This window comes from Kribbella lupini, assembly GCF_039529595.1.
GTDB lineage: Bacteria > Actinomycetota > Actinomycetes > Propionibacteriales > Kribbellaceae > Kribbella > Kribbella lupini.
In genome coordinates, this window is the sequence record NZ_BAAANC010000002.1 from 1,653,227 (window position 1) to 1,672,094 (window position 18,868).

General features: G+C 69.5%; 16 protein-coding genes. 8 read left to right on the top strand and 8 right to left on the bottom strand.

All coding sequences use genetic code 11. The features are described 5' to 3' along the window. Window positions 1-3: 3 nt before the first annotated feature. Window positions 4-453 (top strand): aminoacyl-tRNA deacylase, encoded by a 450-nt coding sequence (locus ABD235_RS21180; protein WP_344176601.1) that lies wholly within the window; start codon window positions 4-6, stop codon window positions 451-453. A 26-nt stretch (window positions 454-479) separates the two neighbouring features. Here ABD235_RS21180 and ABD235_RS21185 read toward each other — a convergent pair whose 3' ends face one another. Both ABD235_RS21185 and ABD235_RS21190 read right to left on the bottom strand, forming a co-directional pair. Continuing rightward, a complete protein-coding gene (locus ABD235_RS21185; protein ID WP_344176604.1) occupies window positions 480-1,394 on the bottom strand; it encodes a helix-turn-helix domain-containing protein in 915 nt (304 codons plus the stop codon). Beyond that, a complete protein-coding gene (locus ABD235_RS21190; RefSeq protein WP_344176607.1) occupies window positions 1,394-3,091 on the bottom strand; it encodes a chitinase in 1,698 nt (565 codons plus the stop codon). Before ABD235_RS21190 ends, ABD235_RS21185 begins: the two co-directional genes overlap by 1 nt. A 467-nt stretch (window positions 3,092-3,558) precedes the next feature. On the opposite strand from ABD235_RS21190, the gene ABD235_RS21195 reads away from it, so the two are divergent. Next, the gene (locus ABD235_RS21195; RefSeq protein ID WP_344176608.1) at window positions 3,559-4,365 is read left to right on the top strand and encodes an HAD family hydrolase; all 807 of its coding nucleotides are present in this window, start codon (window positions 3,559-3,561) and stop codon (window positions 4,363-4,365) included. 280 nt (window positions 4,366-4,645) lie between these two features. On the opposite strand, the gene ABD235_RS21200 is transcribed toward ABD235_RS21195, so the two are convergent. Beyond that, window positions 4,646-5,428 carry a Fic family protein gene (locus ABD235_RS21200; protein ID WP_344176610.1) on the bottom strand — a complete coding sequence of 261 codons (783 nt, stop codon included), beginning with the start codon at window positions 5,426-5,428 and terminating at the stop codon, window positions 4,646-4,648. A 25-nt stretch (window positions 5,429-5,453) separates the two neighbouring features. Between ABD235_RS21200 and ABD235_RS21205 the strand changes: the two genes are divergently transcribed. Both ABD235_RS21205 and argS read left to right on the top strand, forming a co-directional pair. Next, window positions 5,454-7,676, top strand: a complete 2,223-nt coding sequence (locus ABD235_RS21205; protein WP_344176612.1) for a bifunctional glycosyltransferase/CDP-glycerol:glycerophosphate glycerophosphotransferase — start codon at window positions 5,454-5,456, stop codon at window positions 7,674-7,676. Between the two features lie 124 nt (window positions 7,677-7,800). Beyond that, a complete protein-coding gene (gene argS, locus ABD235_RS21210; protein ID WP_344176614.1) occupies window positions 7,801-9,483 on the top strand; it encodes an arginine--tRNA ligase in 1,683 nt (560 codons plus the stop codon). A 3-nt stretch (window positions 9,484-9,486) separates the two neighbouring features. Here argS and ABD235_RS21215 read toward each other — a convergent pair whose 3' ends face one another. Then, on the bottom strand, window positions 9,487-10,074 hold the full coding sequence (locus tag ABD235_RS21215; protein ID WP_344176616.1) for a TetR/AcrR family transcriptional regulator: 588 nt from the start codon (window positions 10,072-10,074) through the stop codon (window positions 9,487-9,489). Between the two features lie 104 nt (window positions 10,075-10,178). On the opposite strand from ABD235_RS21215, the gene ABD235_RS21220 reads away from it, so the two are divergent. Further along, window positions 10,179-11,162, top strand: a complete 984-nt coding sequence (locus tag ABD235_RS21220) for a GNAT family N-acetyltransferase (protein ID WP_344176619.1) — start codon at window positions 10,179-10,181, stop codon at window positions 11,160-11,162. A 130-nt stretch (window positions 11,163-11,292) separates the two neighbouring features. On the opposite strand, the gene ABD235_RS21225 is transcribed toward ABD235_RS21220, so the two are convergent. Beyond that, window positions 11,293-12,786: an MFS transporter gene (locus ABD235_RS21225; RefSeq protein ID WP_344176621.1), complete on the bottom strand. Its 1,494-nt coding sequence runs from the start codon at window positions 12,784-12,786 to the stop codon at window positions 11,293-11,295. Between the two features lie 134 nt (window positions 12,787-12,920). On the opposite strand from ABD235_RS21225, the gene ABD235_RS21230 reads away from it, so the two are divergent. Further along, complete coding sequence (locus tag ABD235_RS21230; protein WP_344176623.1) at window positions 12,921-13,511, top strand: TetR/AcrR family transcriptional regulator; 591 nt, start codon at window positions 12,921-12,923, stop codon at window positions 13,509-13,511. 12 nt (window positions 13,512-13,523) lie between these two features. Here ABD235_RS21230 and rfbD read toward each other — a convergent pair whose 3' ends face one another. The 3 genes from rfbD to ABD235_RS21245 are packed head-to-tail and all read right to left on the bottom strand — an operon-like array spanning window position 13,524 to window position 17,184. After that, on the bottom strand, window positions 13,524-14,351 hold the full coding sequence (rfbD, locus tag ABD235_RS21235) for a dTDP-4-dehydrorhamnose reductase (protein ID WP_344176625.1): 828 nt from the start codon (window positions 14,349-14,351) through the stop codon (window positions 13,524-13,526). After that, a complete protein-coding gene (locus ABD235_RS21240) occupies window positions 14,348-14,911 on the bottom strand; it encodes a dTDP-4-dehydrorhamnose 3,5-epimerase family protein (RefSeq protein WP_344176627.1) in 564 nt (187 codons plus the stop codon). The genes rfbD and ABD235_RS21240 overlap by 4 nt, the downstream gene beginning before the upstream one ends. Continuing rightward, window positions 14,911-17,184, bottom strand: a complete 2,274-nt coding sequence (locus ABD235_RS21245; protein WP_344176629.1) for a hypothetical protein — start codon at window positions 17,182-17,184, stop codon at window positions 14,911-14,913. Before ABD235_RS21245 ends, ABD235_RS21240 begins: the two co-directional genes overlap by 1 nt. 181 nt (window positions 17,185-17,365) lie before the next feature. On the opposite strand from ABD235_RS21245, the gene ABD235_RS21250 reads away from it, so the two are divergent. Further along, on the top strand, window positions 17,366-18,049 hold the full coding sequence (locus ABD235_RS21250; protein WP_344176630.1) for a class I SAM-dependent methyltransferase: 684 nt from the start codon (window positions 17,366-17,368) through the stop codon (window positions 18,047-18,049). 56 nt (window positions 18,050-18,105) lie between these two features. Then, window positions 18,106-18,834: a glycosyltransferase family 2 protein gene (locus ABD235_RS21255; protein WP_344176632.1), complete on the top strand. Its 729-nt coding sequence runs from the start codon at window positions 18,106-18,108 to the stop codon at window positions 18,832-18,834. Window positions 18,835-18,868: the final 34 nt, after the last annotated feature.

Sequence of the window (18,868 nt, forward strand, 5' to 3'; positions counted from 1 at the left end):
AGCATGACGCGAGCGACAGAAGCGGCGGACACCCTCGGCCTGGCCTACGAGGAGACCCGGCACGGCCGGGTGAACTCGCTCGAGGAAGCCGCGGCCGCCCGCGGGATCGAGCCGGCCAAGCTGATCAAGACGATCGTGGTCCGGCTGGCCGACGACGACTACCGGTTCGTCCTGGTGCCGGGCGACCGCGAGATCGCCTGGCCGAAGCTGCGCACGCTGCTCGGCGTGAACCGGATCTCGATGCCCAGCGCCGACACGGCCCTCGCGGTGACCGGCTACGTCCGCGGCACGATCACTCCGCTCGGCAGCACGCACGACTGGCCGGTCATCGCCGACGAGCGGATCACCGGCACGATCTCGATCGGCGGCGGCGACCACGGCGTCGGCCTGACCGTCGACGCCGAGGCGCTGGTCAAGGCGGTCAACGCCACGGTCGCCGACGTCACGGAGTAAGCCGGAGTCACCGAGTAAGCCGGACGTCAAGGAGTGAGCAGCCCCCGCTGCCCGGCCCGAAGCCCCGCCTGGAACCGGGTCGTCGCGTCGAGCGCCTTCAGGATCCGCTGCATCCGCCGCTCGACCGTCCGCTGCGCGACCCCGAGCCGCCGCGCGATCGCCTGATCGGTGAGCCCCGCCGCGGCCAGCGCCAGCAGCTGCTGGTCCTCGGCCGACAACGGCCCGTCCGACGGCTCGAACGCCAGCGGCGTCGCCTGCTGCCACAACAGCTCGAACAGTCGCAGCAAACCGTCCAGCAACGACGACGGCCCGAGTTCCACGAGTACGTCGGCCCCCGTCTGCAGCAGGCCGGTACGCCGGTCGACGACCACGAGCTTCAGCGGTACGTCGCGCAGCATCCGGCACGACGTACCGGCCGCACGGGCGGCGTCCAACGACGCCGGGTCGACCAGCAACGCCATGTCGTAGACCATCCGGTAGACCACACCACTACGAGCCCGCGCAGGCAGTACGGCGTCGAGCACCACCACCTCGCTCTGCGCAGCCTGCTGCGCCTGCTGGTACCGCTGCGCGATGGCCTCGGCTCCCCGGATCACCGTGAACGGCCCGGACTCCGTCGCGGCCCGGAACTCCGCGGTGAGCACGGACGCGCCGAGCCGCGCCTCGACGATCGCGGCCTGCCGTCGCAACGCCAGGAGCTCGACAGCCGCCTCCGGCACGGCAGGGGTGTACCGGGCCGGGCGGCCCGGCGTACGGGACGCCAGGCCGAGGCTCAGCAGCGACCTGAGGTGCCGAGTGACCCGTGCGGCAGGCCAACCCGTGACCTCAGCCAAACCCAACGTGGTGGATTCCGGCCGGGCCAGAAGCGCCCGGTAGAGCTGCTCGTCCTCCGAGCAGACACCGAGCGCCTCGAGCACCGGAGCGGGGCGGTAGCTGTGCATCAGGGCAGCGAGTGGACGTGCGCGCCGACCTGGTTGGAGAACTGGTTGCCGTTGGTGGCGTCCCAGTTCGTCGACCAGGTCATCGCACCGCGCAGCGTCGGCCAGGTGGTGCTCGGCTTGAAGCTGCCGCAGTTGGTGCCCTTGGTCAGGCAGTCCAGCGCGTTGTTGACGACGGTCGGCGAGACGTACCCGCTGCCGGCCCCACGGGTGGACGCCGGCAGGCCGAGTCCGACCTGGTCGGGCCGCAGGCCGCCCTGCAGCATGATGCAGGCCTGGGCGGTGATGAAGTCGACCGTGCCTTGCGAGTAGACCTGCCCGTTGCAGCCGTTCATCGCACCGGAGTTGTAGTACTGCACGTTGACGACGGTCAGGATGTCCTTGATCGCCAGCGCCAGCTTGAAGTACTCGAACGACGGCGACTGCATGTCGATCGTCTGCGGCGCCATCGCGATGATCAGCCCGGCGCCGAACTGGCTCTGCAGGCTGCGCAGCGCCTGGCCCATGTACTGCGCGTTGACGCCGTTCTCCAGGTCGATGTCGATCCCGTCGAACCCGTACTCGCGCAGCACCGACAGCGCGGTGGAGGCGAAGTTCGTCGCTGCGGTCGCGTTGCCGACCGAGATGGTCCCGCGCTCACCGCCGACGGACAGGATGACCCGCTTGCCGGCCGCCTTCTTCGCGGCGATGTCGGCCTTGAACTGGGCGACGGTGTACCCGTTCAGGCCCGCGCTGTCCAGGTTGAACGTGATACCGCCCGGACGGGAGGCGTCCGCGTCGGCGAAGGCCACCGCGATCAGGTCGTACGCCGCGGGCACATCGGAGATCCGCTGGACCGCGGCACCGTTGTTGAAGTTCTGCCAGTACCCGGTGAGGATGTGCTTCGGCAGCGACGACGGCGGCACGGTCGGACCGTCCGACGTGGTCCCCGAGACCGAGGCCCCGTACGGCGAGCAGTTCCCGGACGGGTCGCAGGCGCGAACCTTGAAGCTGTAGCTGGTGCTCGGAGCGAGTCCCGTCGCGGTCCAGCTGGTCACGTTGCCGACGCTCGTGCCGGCCGCGCTGCCCCGGGCCACCTCGTAGTGGTCGATACCGGAAGCGTCCGTCGCGGCGGACCAGTTCAGCCGCAGCGAGCTCGACGTCGGGCTACCGACCGTCAGGCCACCCGGGGTCGTCGGCGCGGTGGTGTCCGGCGGCGGTCCGGTGCCACCCGGCCCGTCGAGCACCACGTCGTCGGCCTGGTACGCCGGTACGCCGTACCAGCCGTGCAGGTAGATGGTCGCGGTGGTGGCACTCGCGCTGGTCGTGAAGTTCACGGTCAGCTGTGACCAGGTCGAGCTGGTGGTCCAGGTGCTGGGCCCACCGTCGGTGCCCAGGTAGACGTTCGATCCCTTCACCCAGGCGGACAGGGTGTAGGCCGAGTTGGGCCGGACCGCGATCGTCTGGCTGCAGCGGGCGGTGTCACTCGAGGTCGGTGTGCCCTGGAGGGCGTAGGCGCCGGTCCGGGCCGAGCCGCTGACGGCGGCGCCGGTACCGGCCGAGCAGGACCAGCCGGCCAGCGAGCCGGTCTCGAAGGTCCCGTTGGTGACGAGGTTGGTCGCGGCGGAGCCGGTGCCGGGCACCAGCAGCAGACCGACGGAGGCGAGCAGGACGGCGGGGATGATCGCGGCCAGGGGGCGGCGGCTTCGCGAGCGGGTCATGAGACACAAAATGTGACGGGGCAACTACAATGTCAAGACCCTGCATAAAGTGGGAACGCTCTCACGCTCACAAAAACTGAAGAATTTACAGAATCCGCAACCAAACGGCCGGGGCCCGCATCAGAGAGTCGGGGGCGACCTGCGTCAGGAAAGGCGACGGCCCCCGGCGGGGGGGTGACCGGGGGCCGTCTTCGGCCACGGGCTCGGGGGGAGGAGCCGGGGGCCGATCAGGAGGCGACAGTCTGCCACTGTCGAGGAGTATCTACCCCCCGATCCCGGGCTTCACACATCTCAGTTCTGTTGCAACCGAGACGGTGTCCACCGAGTGCCGAACACCCTCGGAAAGGGCGCCCGAACCAGTGTCACTGTCACACTGCTCAACAGTCTAACGGGAGAGTAGGCCACACGAAAGGCCGGGCCCCTCGGCGTTTCGCCGAACCCCGGAAAACGCCCCCTAAACTCGCTCCATGGAGCACCGGCCGGCCGCCTTCTTCGACCTCGACAAGACGATCATCGCCCGCTCCAGCACCCTGGCCTTCTCCAAGCCGTTCTACGCCGGCGGCCTGATCAACCGGCGGACCGTGCTGCGCAGCGCCTATGCCCAGTTCGTCTACCTGCTCGGCGGCGCGGACCACGACCAGATGGAGCGGATGCGGGAGTACCTGTCCGCTATGTGCACAGGCTGGGACGTCGACACCGTCCGGGCGATCGTCGCCGACACCCTGCACCACATCGTCGAGCCGATCGTGTACGACGAGGCGGTGACACTGATCGAGCAGCACCACGCCGCCGGCCGGGACGTGGTGATCGTGTCGTCGTCCGGTGCCGAGGTGGTCGAGCCGATCGGCGAGCTGCTCGGCGCCGACCGGGTGATCGCCACCCGCATGGTAGTTGCCGACGGCAAGTACACCGGCGAGATCGCGGAGTACGCCTACGGCCCGCACAAGGCGACCGCGATCACCGCCCTGGCGGCCGCGGAAGGCTATGACCTGCAGGCTTCCTACGGCTACTCCGACTCGATCACCGACGAGCCGATGCTGGCCGCGGTCGGGCACCCGTTCGCGGTCAACCCCGACAAGGCGCTGCGCCGGCTGGCGCTCGAGCGCGACTGGCCGGTGCTCGACTTCAGCGAACCGGTCGCCCTGGCCGAGCGGACGAGGCGGCTGCACCGCGCTCGCCGGCCGGCCGTCGCGGCGACCGCCGTCGGGGCCGGACTGGCCGCCGGAGCCTTCCTGTACGCCGCCCGCCGGCGGTCCCGCCGGGGCGAGAACTGAACGTCACATCAACTTTCTCAACTTGATCAAGACCCCTCAAACTCTTCCCCCACAGGGGTTTGGAGAGTACAAAGGAATCAGCAAAGGGACTTCGGTCCCGGTAGAGAAAATTGCACGGCAGTCAGGTACCCACGCGGCGACCAGCCCATCCCAACCGGGCAGCTCGACCCAGGCTCGATCCTGTGGCGGCAGACAAGGTGCACGCCTGGTAACCAGAATGACGTGCCAGCGACGGCGCTCTCGCGAGAGAGCGCCGTTCGCACGTCCGGCCCGGAAACCCTTACCGGGTTGGGGAGTTGAGCGGTGACCGTTCCGCGGCCAACGCGATCACCTCGCACTCGCGCAACAGCCAGCTCTGCACGCCGGTCACTCCGCGTACGGCGTAGTCGGTCAGTCCGCCCGGGTACGACGCGCCGAGCTCGAGGTGCCCGACCTCCGGCACCGTGACCGCCACCTGATCGATGCCTCGGGCAACCAACAGGCAGCGCTCGGCGGCCCGCGCGACCAGTCCGTTCGCCATCGGGAACGGCCGCAGCACCGCCAGCTCGGCGTGCACGATCGCCGCGACGACCAGCCCCGGCGCGGTGGTCGGAGCGGTCAGCGCCTTGGCCAGGCCACTCAGCCGCTCCCACATCTCGTCGGCGGGCGGCGCCGGCGGCAGACCGGGGATGTCGTCGGGCAGCGGCTCGCGGCTGGTCCGCAGGTGACCCAACTGGTCTGCCGAGCCGAGTTCGGCCGCTGCCAACTGGTGCAGTCTGGTCCAGACCTGGACAGGAGCGGTGTCGGCCTGGGGAGCCAGCCCCATCAACTCACCGGTCATCCGCACCGCCCCGGCGGACAGCGCGTCGCCCTCTCCCTGTCGTACCTCCTCCAGCGTCGACGGACTCCCCGCCAGCGCCGCCGAGGCATGCGCCCCGCGGAGCAGCGCCTCGGCCGTCGCGTCGGAGCCGACACGCCGCAGGCCGCGGTCGCGGAGCAGGACGTCCACCGCGTCCCGAGCCGCCCGGGCCGCCGACCCGACCCCCTCCAGCGCGGCCAGCGGAGCGAACACATCAGCAGTCATGACCTAGACCCTAGGATGGCGTCCCATGGCCAGCAGCACCGACTCCGCTCCGCGGTTCAGCATCGTGGTTCCCTGCCACGACGTGCGACCGTGGCTGCGGCCGTGCCTGGACTCGGTGCTCGGGCAGTCGTTCACCGATTTCGAGGTGATCGCGGTGGACGGCGCCAGCTCCGACGGCACCGACCGGATCCTGGCCGAGTACGCCGCCGCCGACCCGCGGGTCCGGGCGATCACGCTGACCGAGGACATCGGGCTCGGCCCGACCCGCAACGCCGGGCTGAAGGAGTGCCGCGGCGACTACGTGCTCTTCCTGGACGCCGACGACCTCTACACGCCCGGCTCGCTGCAGGCGCTGGCCGAGCGGATCGACGCGACCGGCCGGCCGGACCTGGTGATCTTCGACTACGAGCGGATCTTCTGGGACGGCCGTGTGGTCCGCAACCAGCGCCACGACGCGTTCGCCCGCGAGGGCGAGGGTGTCTTCACCGCCGCCGAGCGCCCGGTCTTCCTGACCTTCCTGGAGCTGGTCTGGAACAAGGCCTGCCGGCGCGACTTCCTCACCCTGCACGGGTTCGCCTTCACCGCCGGGTACTACGAGGACGCCCCCTGGACGTACTCGACGATGCTGACCGCCGAGCGGATCGCCACCCTGGACCGGGTCGTCGTGCACTACCGGCAGCACCGCACCGGCGGGAACATCCACGCCACCCGGACCCGCCGGCAGTTCGACATCTTCGACCAGTACGACCGGGTGCACGCGTTCATCACCTCCGACCCGGAGCTGGCCGGCTGGCGCAAGTTCGCGTTCGACCGGTCGCTGGACCACATCCTGGCCGTGCTGGCCAAGCCCGAGCGGCTGGACCCGGAGGACCGGGCCGAGTTCTTCCACGCCGCCCACCGGTTCGCCAAGCGCTGGAAGCCCGAGGGGTACGCCGCCGACCGAACCAGTCGCGGGTTCAAGCGCTGGATGCTGATCCACGACGACTACGCGACGTACTCGACGCTGAAGCTGAGCTCGAAGGTGCTGCACGTGCCGAGTCCGCGCAAGGCGGTCGGCAAACTTCTGCACCGCGGCGACCTGGACCCGAACCTGGCGCTGTACGGCGCGTACTGGTTCAAGCAGTACGCCTGCAGCCCGCGGGCGATCTACGAGAAGGCCGCCGAGCTGGTCCCCCAGCTGCGCGGGGTCTGGGTGATCGACGCCGACCACGTCCGGGCGATCCCGGAAGGGGTCGAGTACGTGGTGGCCGGCTCCCCGGCGTACGAGAAGCTGGTGCACCGGGCCAAGTACTTCGTCAGCAACATGAACCTGCCGAAGGAGCTGGAGAAGCGGGACGGCCAGATCCACGTGCAGACCCAGCACGGGACGCCGCTGAAGACGATGGGCACCGACCTGCGGCTGTACCCGCAGGCGGCCCAGGACCTCGACCTGGACGAGCTGATGCGCCAGGTCGACCGGTGGGACTTCAACATCTCCGCGAACCGGTACTCCTCGGAGATCTGGGAGCGCACCTACCCGTCGTACTTCGAGGAGCTCGAGACCGGGTTCCCGCGCAACGACCGGCTGCTGACGGCGACGCTCGACGAGGTCCGGGCGATCCGGGCCGGGTTCGGCTTCGACGACTCGAACCTGGTCGTCCTGTACGCGCCGACCTGGCGGGACGCCAAGGACGCGGTCCGGACCCCGTCCGGCCTGGTCGACCTCGGCGGGGACGGGATCCACGTCGACCTCGACCGGCTGGCGGCAGCGGCCGGGGACAACGGGCGGGTCCTGGTCCGGACCCACTACTCGCTGGCCAAGGGCGCGCCCGAGGCGCACTCCGACCGGGTGGTCGACGTGTCCGAGCACCCGCGGGTCGAGGACCTGATGCTGGCGGCCGACGTCCTGGTTTCGGACTACTCCTCGATCAGCTTCGACTACGCGAACCTGGACCGCCCGATCGTGCTGCTGGTCGACGACCTGGACTTCTACGACAACACCCGCGGGACGTACTTCGACATCACCGAGTTCCCGCCCGGACTGGTCGCGCGGTCGGCCGACGAGCTGTTCTCCGCGCTGCAGACCGGACGGTTCGCGGCGGCCGAGGCGGCCAAGCACCGGCAGCTGTTCCGGGAGAAGTTCTGCGAGTACGACGACGGCCTGGCCGCCGAGCGCGTCGTACGGCGGGTGTTCCTCGGTGAGACCGAGCTGCCGCCGATCATCCCGATGGGCGACCGGAAACCTGCTCCCTCCGCGCACCGGCCGTAGGGCATACTGGTCCGCATGTCGACGAGCCTGGTGACCGCCCGCGGTCGCTTCGGCCTGCGACGACGACGCACTGTCTGAACACCTCAGCCCCTGTTCCAGTGCCTCGTCTTCCCAAGGACCTCTCATGTCCGCTGTCCCTGTTCTGTCCGCGCGGCTGACCGCTGCCGCCACCGCCGCCTTCGGCCTGACCGTCGACCCCGAGCTGCGGGCCGCGACCAAGCCCGAGTTCGGGCACTTCCAGACCAGCGTCGCCTTGCGGCTGGCCAAGCAGCTCGGCCGAGCCCCCCGGCAGATCGCCGAGCAGCTGGTCGCACAGGCCCAGCTGGACGACATGTGCACGCTCGACGTCGCCGGCCCAGGTTTCATCAACCTGACCCTGTTGCCGAGCACGTTGGCGGCGGGCGTCAACGAGCTGCCCGAGAGCCTGCCTCGGAACGGGCGGACCGTCGTCGTCGACTACTCGCAGCCCAACGTCGCCAAGCAGATGCACGTCGGCCATCTCCGGTCGACGGTGATCGGCGATGCCCTGTGCAACGTTCTCGCGTACGCCGGGTACGAGGTCGTCCGGCAGAACCACGTCGGCGACTGGGGCACCCAGTTCGGGATGATGGTCGAGCAGCTCCTGGCCGAAGGCACGCCGGCCGAGGGGCTCGATCTGGAGGCGATGCAGCAGCTCTACCAGCGGTCGCGCAGACACTTCGACAGCGATCCGGCGTTCGCCGACCTGTCGCGGCGGCGGGTCGTCCTGCTGCAGTCGGGTGATCCGCAGACCAGGGGCATCTGGCAACAACTCGTGGACATCTCGCTGAGCGAGTTCGACCGGGTCTACACGCTGCTCGGGTCGCCGCTGACGCAGGCCGACGTGGTCGGCGAGAGTGCGTACAACGCCGACCTGCCGGGAATCGTGGACGACCTGCGGGCGGCCGGCCTGCTGACCGAGTCCGAAGGCGCCCAGTGCGCGTTCCTCGACGGGTTCACCGGTCGCGACGGGTCGCCGTTGCCGGTGATCGTGCGGAAGTCCGACGGCGGCTTCGGCTACAGCGCGACCGACCTGGCCGCCGTACGGCACCGGGTCCGGGACCTGCGCGCCGATCGGATCGTCTACGTCGTCGACCACCGGCAGTCGCTGCACTTCCAGCAGATCTTCGCGCTCGCCCGGGCGGCCGACTGGTTGCCTGAGACAACAACAGCCGAGCACGTCGCGTTCGGCACCGTGCTCGGTCCGGACGGCAAGCCGTTCAAGACCCGGGACGGCGGGACGGTCTACCTGGTCTCGCTGCTCGACGCCGCCGTCGAACGGGCCGCCACGCTGCTCGCCGACCTGGAAGGGATCGACCGGGACGCCGTAGCCCGCGCGGTCGGCATCGGCGCGGTGAAGTACGCCGACCTGTCCAGCGACCGGACCAACGACTACGTCTTCGACCTGGACCGGATGGTCGCGATGACCGGCAACACCGGCCCGTACCTGCAGTACGCCCATGCCCGGCTGACCCGGCTCCTCACCAAGGCCGGCACCGCCGACGGCAAGGTCACCGTGCTCCAGGAGCCCGCCGAGCAGCGGCTGGCCCTCCTGCTGGCCGGCTTCGACGACGCCGTCCTGCAGGTCGCCGAGACGCTGCAACCGCACCGGCTCTGCACCTACCTGTACGACGTCGCGACCGCGTTGTCGGCGTTCTACGAGTCCTGCCCGGTCCTCACCAGCGATGGCGAGACCCGGACCAGCCGGCTAGCGCTGTGCGCTGCCACCCGCGGCGTACTGCACGACGGCCTGGCCCTGCTGGGCATGACCGCCCCGGACGCGATGTGACGGTCAGAGCTTGCGGAGGGTCTGCAGCGCCTCGACGGCGTGGGCGACCAGCTCCAGGTCGGTGATGCGGCGCTCGTCCTCGGGCAGGCCGGACCACTCGATCGCCAGGTCCTCGACGTACGCGAACCACGCGTGCACCCGCATCCGGTCCTGGGCAGCCGGCTCGCGGTCCTCCTCGGGGACGTCGAGCAGGGCCAGCACCCGGTCGGCCATCGTGTCGCGGGTCTTCGCGTAGACCTCGACCGCGTAGTCGTCGCCGCCCGCGGCACCGCGGACGAACGAGATGTAGGCCCGGCGCCGGCGGGCGATGAACGCGACGAAGGCGAGCAGCAGCTCGCGCAGCTGCTCGTCGCGCGGCCGGGACCCGTCCGGCTTGGTCAGCCGCAGCAACCGGCGGCCGGCCGCCTCGACGACGGCGAGGTAGTAGTCGTGCTTGCTCGGGAAGTACTGGAACAGCACGCTGCGGGAGATCCCCGCCTCGCTCACGATCGCGTCGATCGACAGTTCGTGGATCGGCTGCTCACGCAGCATCTTCAGACCGATCCGGACCAGTTGCTTCTTGCGGTCCTCCGCCGACAGTCCGTGATCCATGCGCCGAGCATTGCTCAGGAGCTATAGGGGGGTCAAGAAAGCCACGACGAGGTTGACCGGTAATTGAGGTGCCGCGGCAACATCGTCCGCTCTACCGTCGGAGGATGGGTATCGACGAGGGGTGGCCGGCCGGGCTGGACGTGCGGCCGATCGGGAACGACGACGCGGCCGCGTGGGCCGAGCTGCTGGCGGCCAAGGAGAAAGTGGACGCCGAGGGGGAGAACTACGACGCCGACGACCTGCTCGAGGAGCTGGCCGATCCGAAGCTCGACGCGGCGCGGGACACGATCGGCGTCTGGTCCGGTGAGCAGATGGTCGGGTACGGCGTCGTCCGCGCGCCGGACGTGGTGGTGGACGTGCACCGGATCCACACCGAGGGCGCGGTGCACCCGGAGTGGCGCGGACGCGGGATCGGCAGTGCGCTGGTGCCGTGGCTGGTCCGTCGCGCGACCGAGCTGCACCACGAGCGGCAGCCGGGTTCCGCGGGCGAGATCAACACCGGGGCGATCGACACCAACACCAGCGCCCTGGAGCTGCTGACCGGCCTGGGCTTCGAGCGGTGCCGCTACTTCTTCACCATGCACCGCGACCTCCGTACGCCGGTCGACGTACCGCCCGTGCCTGAGGGGCTGCGGCTGGTCAGCTTCAGCCCGGAGTACGACGAGTCGCTGCGGGTCGCGCACAACGAGGTGTTCCTGGACCACTGGGGTTCGTCGCCGAAGAGCCCGGAGAGCTGGAAGACCTGGTTCACCGGCGCCCGGGCGTTCCGGCCCGAGCTCGTGTACCTGGTGCTCGACGGTGACGAGATCGTGGCCTACACCAACGGCTACGAGTACGTCGCCGACACCGAGGCGACCGGCATCCGCGAGGTGTACATCGGCCAGGTCGGCACCAAGCGCTCCCACCGCGGCCGCGGTCTGGCCGCGCTCGCGCTGGCCAAGGTGATGGCCGAGGCGCAGGCCGCCGGGTTCCAGCGGGCGTCACTCGGCGTCGACGCGGACAACCCGACCGGCGCGCTGGGCCTGTACGAGCGGCTCGGGTACACGAACAAGAACACCTGGATCACCCACCGGTTGCCTATCAACTGAAATCCCGCCACCGAACTGCCGACCGAAGCGAAGGCTTGGGGGCGCCGCTGCCCCTCCCCTCCACACTCCTGCTTGAGGGGTGTGGAGGGGAGGCGGGGCGTCGGGTCCGGGACGCCCCTTCAGTGGTGGATCAGAAGTGCGAGTCCGCGACCGGGACCGGCTCGACTGCCGTGGGTTCGGTGGCGGTCTCCGGCTGGACGGCCTTCTTGCGGACCCACGGGCGGACGCCGAGCACGATCACCAGCAGCGTCAGTCCGGCGTACACGGCCGAGCCGATGAATGCGGCGTGCACGCCGTCGGTGAGAATCTCGCGGGCCGCCTCGGCGGGGTTCGTCGAGGACGGGGTCGCGTTGCGGCTCGCCGTACCGAAGACGGTGACCAGGATGCCCAGGCCGAGTGCGCCACCGACTTGCTGCAGGACGTTGAGCAGACCCGAGGCCGCTCCCGCGTCCTCAGCCGGTACGCCGGACAGCGCGCGCCCGGTCAGCGGGATGAAGATCAGGCCGGCTCCGGCACCGAACAGGATCAGCGGACCGACCACGCCACCCAGGTAGCTGCTGTCGACCGTGATCCGGGTCAGCCAGAGCATGCCGGCCGTCACCGAGATCGCGCCCGCGATCATCATCAGCCCGTTGTCGAGCCGGCCGGTCAACCGCGGCACGATCCGCGACGACGCGAACAGCAGACCGGTCATCGGCAAGAAGGCCAGACCGGCGGCGAGCGGGCTGAACTTCAGCACGCCCTGCAGGAACTGGGTGAGGAAGAAGAACATCCCGAACATCGTGCCGACCACCAGCAGCATGGTCAGGTACGACGCCACCCGGTCGGCGTTCCGGAACATCCGCAGCGGCACGATCGGGTGGCTGACCCGGCGCTCGACCAGCACGAAGACGACCAGCAGCGCGAGGCCCACCGCGAACGACGCGAGCACCTCGGGCGAGCTCCAGCCCTTCTCCGCCACGCGGATGAACCCGAAGACCAGCGCGGTGATGCCGACCGTCGAGGTGAGCGCACCGGCCACGTCGAAGCGGCCCTGCTCGCGCGGCGTCTCCGTGAGCACCCGCCGGGCCGCGATCACCAGCGCGATGCCGATCGGGATGTTGATGAACAGGCCCCAGCGCCAGGAGACCCAGTCGGTCAGCATGCCGCCGAGCACCAGGCCGATGCTGGCGCCGCCGGAGGAGACCAGGCTGTAGAGACCGAGCGCCTTCATCCGCTCCGGCCCCTCCTTGAAGGTCAGCATCAGCAGGGTGAGCGCGGCCGGGGCGGCGATCGCGCCACCGATGCCCTGCAGGACCCGGGCGGCGAGCAGCAGCTCGGCCGTCGGGGCCAGACCGCCGAGCGCGGACGCGAGCGTGAAGACGCTGACGCCGGTGATGAAGACCCGGCGGCGACCGAGCAGGTCGCCGGCGCGGGCGCCGAGCAGCAGCAGCCCACCGAAGGCCAGGGCGTACGCGTTCTGCACCCAGGACAGGTTGGCCGGGCTGAAGTCGAGGGCGGTCTGGATCTTGGGCATCGCGATGTTCACCACGGTGCCGTCGAGGATCACCATCAGCTGGGTGATCACGATCACCGCGAGAACGACGCCCGGTCGTCGGGCGGGAGCAGCGGAAGTTGCTGACATGGGAGAGAACTTGCTCCTTCCCCCGGAGGGGCTAGAGTTGAGATCAGAGGAAGTGGAGTCCACCTCCGGATACGATACGGAGGGTACCTCCGCTTTTTCAAGTGAATTGTTCTGCCGGTTTCCGAGGAGGTTCGATGAGCACGTCCGCCCAGCAGCGGCCGACCCTGCCCGATCTCCGGCCGACCCGGGCCGACGCCCGGCGCAACTACGACCTGCTGGTCGCCGCCGCCCGGGAGGCGTTCGCCGAGACCGGTACGGACACCTCGCTGGAGGAGATCGCCCGCCGGGCCGGCGTCGGGATCGGCACGCTGTACCGCCGCTTCCCGAACCGCTGCGCCCTGCTCGAAGCCGTCTACGTGGACGAAATCCAGTCCGTCTGCGACCGGGCGTACGGGTTCCACGAGCAGCTCGCCCCGTTCGAGGCGCTGGCCTCGTGGATGCGCAGCTTCGTCGGGTACAACGTGTCGAAGAAGAGCCTGGCCCACGAGCTGACGTCCGCCCTCGGCAAGGACTCGGAGTTCTTCAAGGCCTGCAAGATGAACGTCAAGGACGCCGGCGGCCTGCTGATCGACACCGCCAAGGCGGCCGGCGCGGTCCGCGACGACCTGGAGCTGATGGACGTGATGCGGCTGATCGGCAGCATCTCGTCGCTGCCCGGGATCGAGCCGGAGCAGGCCGAGCGGATGCTCGACATCGTGCTCGCGGGCATCAAGCCCCAGGCCTGAGAATCCTCGGGTCTACAGCGTCTTCAGGTACTCCGCGAGCGCCTCACGCCAGTCGCGCATCGTGATGCCGGCCGCTTCCAGCGCCGACAGGTCGAGCGCGCTGTTCACCGGCCGCGGCGCGATCGTCTTGCCCCGCGCGTACTCCTCGGAGCTGATCGGCCGCACCTTGCACGAGCTGCCCTCGAGGATCGCCGCGGCGAAGTCGGCCCACGACACCACGTCGCCCGCGCCGGTCGCGTGGTACGTGCCCGACGGCGCGCCGCTGTCCAGCAGCGCGACCAGCGCCGCCGCCAGGTCGACCGTGTACGTCGGCCGCCCGTACTGGTCGTCGACCACGGTTAGCTCGTCGCGGTCGGCGCCGAGCCGCAGCATCGTGCGGACGAAGTTCGGCCCGTCACCGAAGACCCAGCTGGTCCGCACCACGTAGTACGTCGGACTGAGCCGCGCGGCCAGCTCCCCGGCCGCCTTGGTGATCCCGTAGACACCCTGCGGGTCGATCGGGTGCTCCGCGGACAGGAACCCTTCGCCGTCGCCGAACACGTAGTCCGTGCTGACGTGCACCAGCGGGATCTCCAGCCGGCGCGCCTCCCACGCGAGGTTCGCGACGCCGTTGGCGTTCACGTTCCAGGCGGCGAGCGTGCTGTCGGCGTCCTCGGCCTTGTCGACCGCGGTCCAGGCCGCGGCGTTCACGATCGCGGTGATCCCGTCCCAGTCGAAGGCCTCCAGCGCCGCGCGCGAGGTGATGTCCAGCTCGCCCGACGTGACCGCCCGGGCCTGCGGCAACTGGTGCGTCAGCGCCTTGCCGAGCTGTCCCCCGGCCCCCGTGATCAGGATCGTCATGCGAAGTCCCAGTCGACGCGGATTGGGGCGACGTTCTCGAGCATCGGGTGCCCGGCGTCCTTCTCGCTGTAGATCAGCTGGTCCTTCGGCAGCGGCCACGGGACATTCAGCTGCGGGTCGAACAGGTTGACCAGCGTGTACTTGGCGTCCGGCGACCAGTGCGCGTTGACCAGGTAGTTGTAGACCGTGTTCGGCTCCAGCGTGCAGAACGAGTTGCCGCAGCCGCGCGGGACGTAGATCCCCTGCCGGGGTGTCAGCTCGAAGGTCTCCATCCGGCCGAAGCCGGGCCCTTCGCGCAGGTCGACGATCGCGGTGAACACCTTGCCGTACGCCGGCGAGATGTACTTGTCCCACGGCTCGGCGTGGATTCCCCGCGTCACGCCGACCTCGGCGTTGAAGGACACGTTGTTCTGCACGACCTCCAGGTGCGGCAGGCCGAGCTTCTCCAACTTCTCGGCCTGGAAGCTCTCCTTGAACCAGCCGCGGCCGTCGTCGAAGACCTGCAGCTCGACGTGCAGCAGCCCCGGGATGCTGGTCTCGGTCAGGGTCGGTCCGGTCATCATCCTGCCTTGGTGAACTCGTAGACGGCGGCACTGCCGTTGCGGTAGCGCTCCTTGGCGTACGGCTCGAGCGTGGCCGCGTGCGGGCGGGTGAACTCGACGTAGATCCAGCGCACGCCGAGGTCCTTCAGCTGCTGGGCCTTGGCCGCGTCCGGCTGGGCGACGAAGCTGTCGTTCAGCTGCAGGATCTCAGGCTTCCAGTAGTCGACGGTGATCGAGTCCCGGCCCTCGGGGCCGAGCTTGTTCGCCTCGACGGTCGGCGTCCACGCCTCGACCAGCATCTGCCGCTCGGAGAACGCGCCGACCACGAACCGCCGGCTGTCGCACTTCTTCGGCTCGATCGGCGTCGTGCAGTGCCGGTTGGTCATCACGATGTCGTTGACGTCGGAGTGGTCGCGGATCCACCGGGCGGCCGCGATCTGCTCGGTGCCGACTGCGAGGTACGCCTCGGCCTTCACCGGCTTCAGCGGCGGGACGGGCATCGCCTCGATCTGGATCCGGGTCACCATCGTGACGCCACCGGCCAGGATCGCCACCGTGATCGCGGCGAAGAACGCGGTGAACCGCATCCGCGGGGTGAGGAACCAGGCGACCGCTCCGGCCACCACGAGCACGGCCAGGCCGACCAGGATCATCTTGGTCGCGTGGATCAGGCCACCATGGTTCGGCTGGATCAGCCCGATCGTCCAGATCGGCAGCAGGATGAAGAACGGGCCGAAGGCCAGGCCGATCAGCACCGCGCGCCACCAGCGGCTCTGCAGCTCGCGGACCATGGTGACCAGGCCGACCGCCGAGCCGATCGCGAGCAGCGGGCCCGCCGTACGGGCGAAGTAGTACTGGCTGGCGCCCGGGTGGCTGAAGACCGCGACCGCTGCCGCACCGGCGAAGCCGCCGCCCAGCAGCAGCCAGGTCGCCGGGTCGCGGCGACCCTCGACGGTCTTGAGCCGCCAGAGCAGGCCGGTCCCGCGCGCGAGGATGGCCAGTACGGCGACGATCGACGAGAACGCCATCGAGGTCGTGGTGATCGCGCCGACCCGGGTGATCGCCGGCGTCGACATCGCCGCGTCGTGGAACTGGACGTGCAGACCGGAGTCCGAGCCCTGGAACACCACCACGAGCGCGACGATCAGCGCACCCGCGGTCAGGACGCCGTCCAGGAACAGGCCCTTCAGCCGGGAGCGGTCGAACAGGATCATCGCCACGAAGGCGACCCCGACACCGGCCACGACCAGCGGCATCGTCGAGCCCTTGGTGCCCGAGGCCGTCAACGCCAGCAGCGGGATCAGCAGCAGGCCGAGCCGTCCCATCTGGTTGCGCCAGCGGAAGACCAGCAGGATGACGATCGCGATCAGCAGCGGTACCGACGGCGCGAGGCTCGGCGACAGCGGGGCCATCGGGTAGCCCAGGGTGGTCAGGCCGAACAGGTTCAGCTCGGAGCCCGCGATACAGAGCAGTGCGGCGACCGGCCCGGTCCACGCCACGCCGGTGATCCGGACGGCGGCGATCGCGACGACCAGGACGATGGCCAGCGGCATCAGGGCCGGCATGAAGCGGAACAGCACCTCGTCGAGGCCGATGCCGGAGACCGTGGCCACCTGCGCGATCCAGGCGTGGCTGAACCAGTGGTAGGCCATCGGGGCGTTCTCGACCCAGGGGAAGCTGATCGGGCCGCGGTGCTGCAACTGACCGGCCATCGCGAGGTGCAGGTACGCGTCGATGTACGGCGCCCGGAAACCGCTGGCCCACTCGAGCGGCTCACGGTGGTAGTACTGCCGCAAGTCCTGCAGGCCGAACAGCGAAGTCGCCAGGACCGCGGGCATCCACCACAGCGGAAGCGTGCTGGTCCGGACCCGGCGGATCCGGGCCCGGCTCCGCGGGACCGCCAGCAGGACGACCGCGAGAGCCAGCGGCAGCGCGGCCGAGAGCCACGGCCACTGCAGCAGACCGGCGACGATCTGCGCCCCGATCGCCAGCATGAAGCCGACGGCGAGGCCCATCATCACGTCCTCGATCCACCAGCCCCGGTTCGGGCGGACGCACCGCCACACCAGGACACCCGGCAGCAACTGGGTCACCACCAGTCCCAGCAGGCCCAGAACCGCCGCGCCGGCCGGAAGATCGGCCCGTACGGCGGTGGTCAGGAAGAACGCCACGGCCACCAGCAGCACCAGTGCACTGACCGCGGTGGAGGGCCACCGGCCGAACCGCGATCCGGTCTTCTTCTCCGGAGGTGTCGTCGCGACAGGGGACGACAACTCGGCGGTCTGTGACATCAAAGCTCCTGACAAACGGGAATCACGCACAGTGCACGGGCCGGGGCGCGGCGGCCGGGTCGGGCAGCAGCATAGCCCCGTCGCGAGGGCAGCCAGACGGCGTCGGGGGGCATCCAACCCTCCGCGCTGGTAGGGTGACCCGCTGATGCGCGCACGGCGCACGCTTCCGAGGAGAGCTATCTTGTCCGACGATCCCCTCGCCCAAACCCCGCAGAGCGGCGAGCCGGACGGCACGTACGTGTCGAACTACTTCGAAACCCGTCTGGCGCACAACGCGAACCGGACCAAGATCTGGCAGCACCTGTGCAAGTACCTGCAGAAGTGGGTCAGCACGGACGCCGAGGTGCTCGAGCTCGGGGCGGGCTGGTGCGACTTCTCGAACAACGTGCAGGCCAAGCGTGTCGTCGCGATGGACCTCGACAGCACGGTGGACCGCGCCGCCGCCGCCCACGTCGAGCCGGTGATCGGTGACTGCACCGACCTGGGCAAGTTCGAGGACGCGACCTTCGACGTCGTGTTCGCCTCGAACCTGCTGGAGCACCTGGACCGCGACTCCTCGAACCGGCTGCTCGCCGAGGCCAAGCGGGTGCTGCGGCCCGGTGGCCGGCTGATCCTGATGCAGCCGAACTTCCGGCTGAACCCGGGCCGGTACTTCGACGACTTCACCCACGTCGCCATCTTCACCGACCAGTCGCTGCAGGACTACCTGGTCGCCGAGGGCTGGACGATCGACGCGGTGAAGGCGAAGTTCATGCCTTTGACGCTGAAGTCCAAAGGCGGCAACCTGACCTTCGTGGTGCCGTGGTACCTGCGCTCGCCGATCAAGCCGCTGGCCGGGCAGATGCTCGTCGTCGCGTCCCGCTGACCCACAACGGAAAACCCGATAGGTGCAGAAACGTGTTCAACGGTAAAACACTGTCCGTGGTCCTTCCGACCTACAACGAGAAGGACAGCATCGCCGACGTCATCCGCCGGTTCGACAAGCTCGGCGTGGTCGACGACATCCTGGTGATCAACAACAACGCGGCCGAGGGCACCTCCGAGGAGGTCGCCTCGACCAACGCGCGGGAGATCATCGAGACCACGCAGGGCTACGGCGCGGCGATCCGGCGCGGGCTGCGCGAGGTCGACACCGACCTGGTCTGCGTCTGCGAGCCGGACGGCACGTTCAACCCCGAGGACCTGTTGAAGCTGCTGTCGTTCTCGGCCGAGTGCGACGTCGTGGTCGGCTCCCGGACGGTCTCGAACTTCATCTGGGACGGCGCCAACATGGGCTGGTTCCTGCAGTTCGGCAACTGGGCGGTGGCCAAGATGCTCGAGGTGCTGTTCAACACCGCCTCGATGAGCGACGTCGGCTGCACCTTCCGGGTGATCACCCGCGAGCACGTCAAGACGATCTCGGACCGGGCCACGCTGAACGGCTCGGCGTTCGGCCTGGAGATGCTGCTGACCTCGGTGGTCACCCGGGCCCGGATGGTGCAGATCCCGGTGAACTACCACCCGCGGGTCGGCGTCTCGTCGGTGACCGGCGACTTCGGCAAGACCGTCACGCTCGGCCTGGAGATGATCCGGCTGATCCTGAAGACCCGGCTGAAGACCCTGGGCCGGCGTCCGCGCCGCGCCACGACGACGGCCAACGCGTCCGTCTGAGCCGGCTTCCGAGCCCGGAGCGTCCGAAGAATCT

What these genes read in the sequence shown, in the direction of transcription:
- ABD235_RS21240 (WP_344176627.1), bottom strand. Translation starts at nt 14,911, where the DNA reads ATGACCGGACCGACCCTGACCGAGACCAGCATCCCGGGGCTGCTGCAC.
- ABD235_RS21185 (WP_344176604.1), bottom strand. Translation starts at nt 1,394, where the DNA reads ATGCACAGCTACCGCCCCGCTCCGGTGCTCGAGGCGCTCGGTGTCTGC.
- ABD235_RS21205 (WP_344176612.1), top strand. Translation starts at nt 5,454, where the DNA reads ATGGCCAGCAGCACCGACTCCGCTCCGCGGTTCAGCATCGTGGTTCCC.
- ABD235_RS21225 (WP_344176621.1), bottom strand. Translation starts at nt 12,786, where the DNA reads ATGTCAGCAACTTCCGCTGCTCCCGCCCGACGACCGGGCGTCGTTCTC.
- ABD235_RS21195 (WP_344176608.1), top strand. Translation starts at nt 3,559, where the DNA reads ATGGAGCACCGGCCGGCCGCCTTCTTCGACCTCGACAAGACGATCATC.
- ABD235_RS21245 (WP_344176629.1), bottom strand. Translation starts at nt 17,184, where the DNA reads ATGTCACAGACCGCCGAGTTGTCGTCCCCTGTCGCGACGACACCTCCG.
- argS (WP_344176614.1), top strand. Translation starts at nt 7,801, where the DNA reads ATGTCCGCTGTCCCTGTTCTGTCCGCGCGGCTGACCGCTGCCGCCACC.
- ABD235_RS21200 (WP_344176610.1), bottom strand. Translation starts at nt 5,428, where the DNA reads ATGACTGCTGATGTGTTCGCTCCGCTGGCCGCGCTGGAGGGGGTCGGG.
- ABD235_RS21230 (WP_344176623.1), top strand. Translation starts at nt 12,921, where the DNA reads ATGAGCACGTCCGCCCAGCAGCGGCCGACCCTGCCCGATCTCCGGCCG.
- ABD235_RS21180 (WP_344176601.1), top strand. Translation starts at nt 4, where the DNA reads ATGACGCGAGCGACAGAAGCGGCGGACACCCTCGGCCTGGCCTACGAG.
- ABD235_RS21215 (WP_344176616.1), bottom strand. Translation starts at nt 10,074, where the DNA reads ATGGATCACGGACTGTCGGCGGAGGACCGCAAGAAGCAACTGGTCCGG.
- ABD235_RS21190 (WP_344176607.1), bottom strand. Translation starts at nt 3,091, where the DNA reads ATGACCCGCTCGCGAAGCCGCCGCCCCCTGGCCGCGATCATCCCCGCC.
- ABD235_RS21220 (WP_344176619.1), top strand. Translation starts at nt 10,179, where the DNA reads ATGGGTATCGACGAGGGGTGGCCGGCCGGGCTGGACGTGCGGCCGATC.
- rfbD (WP_344176625.1), bottom strand. Translation starts at nt 14,351, where the DNA reads ATGACGATCCTGATCACGGGGGCCGGGGGACAGCTCGGCAAGGCGCTG.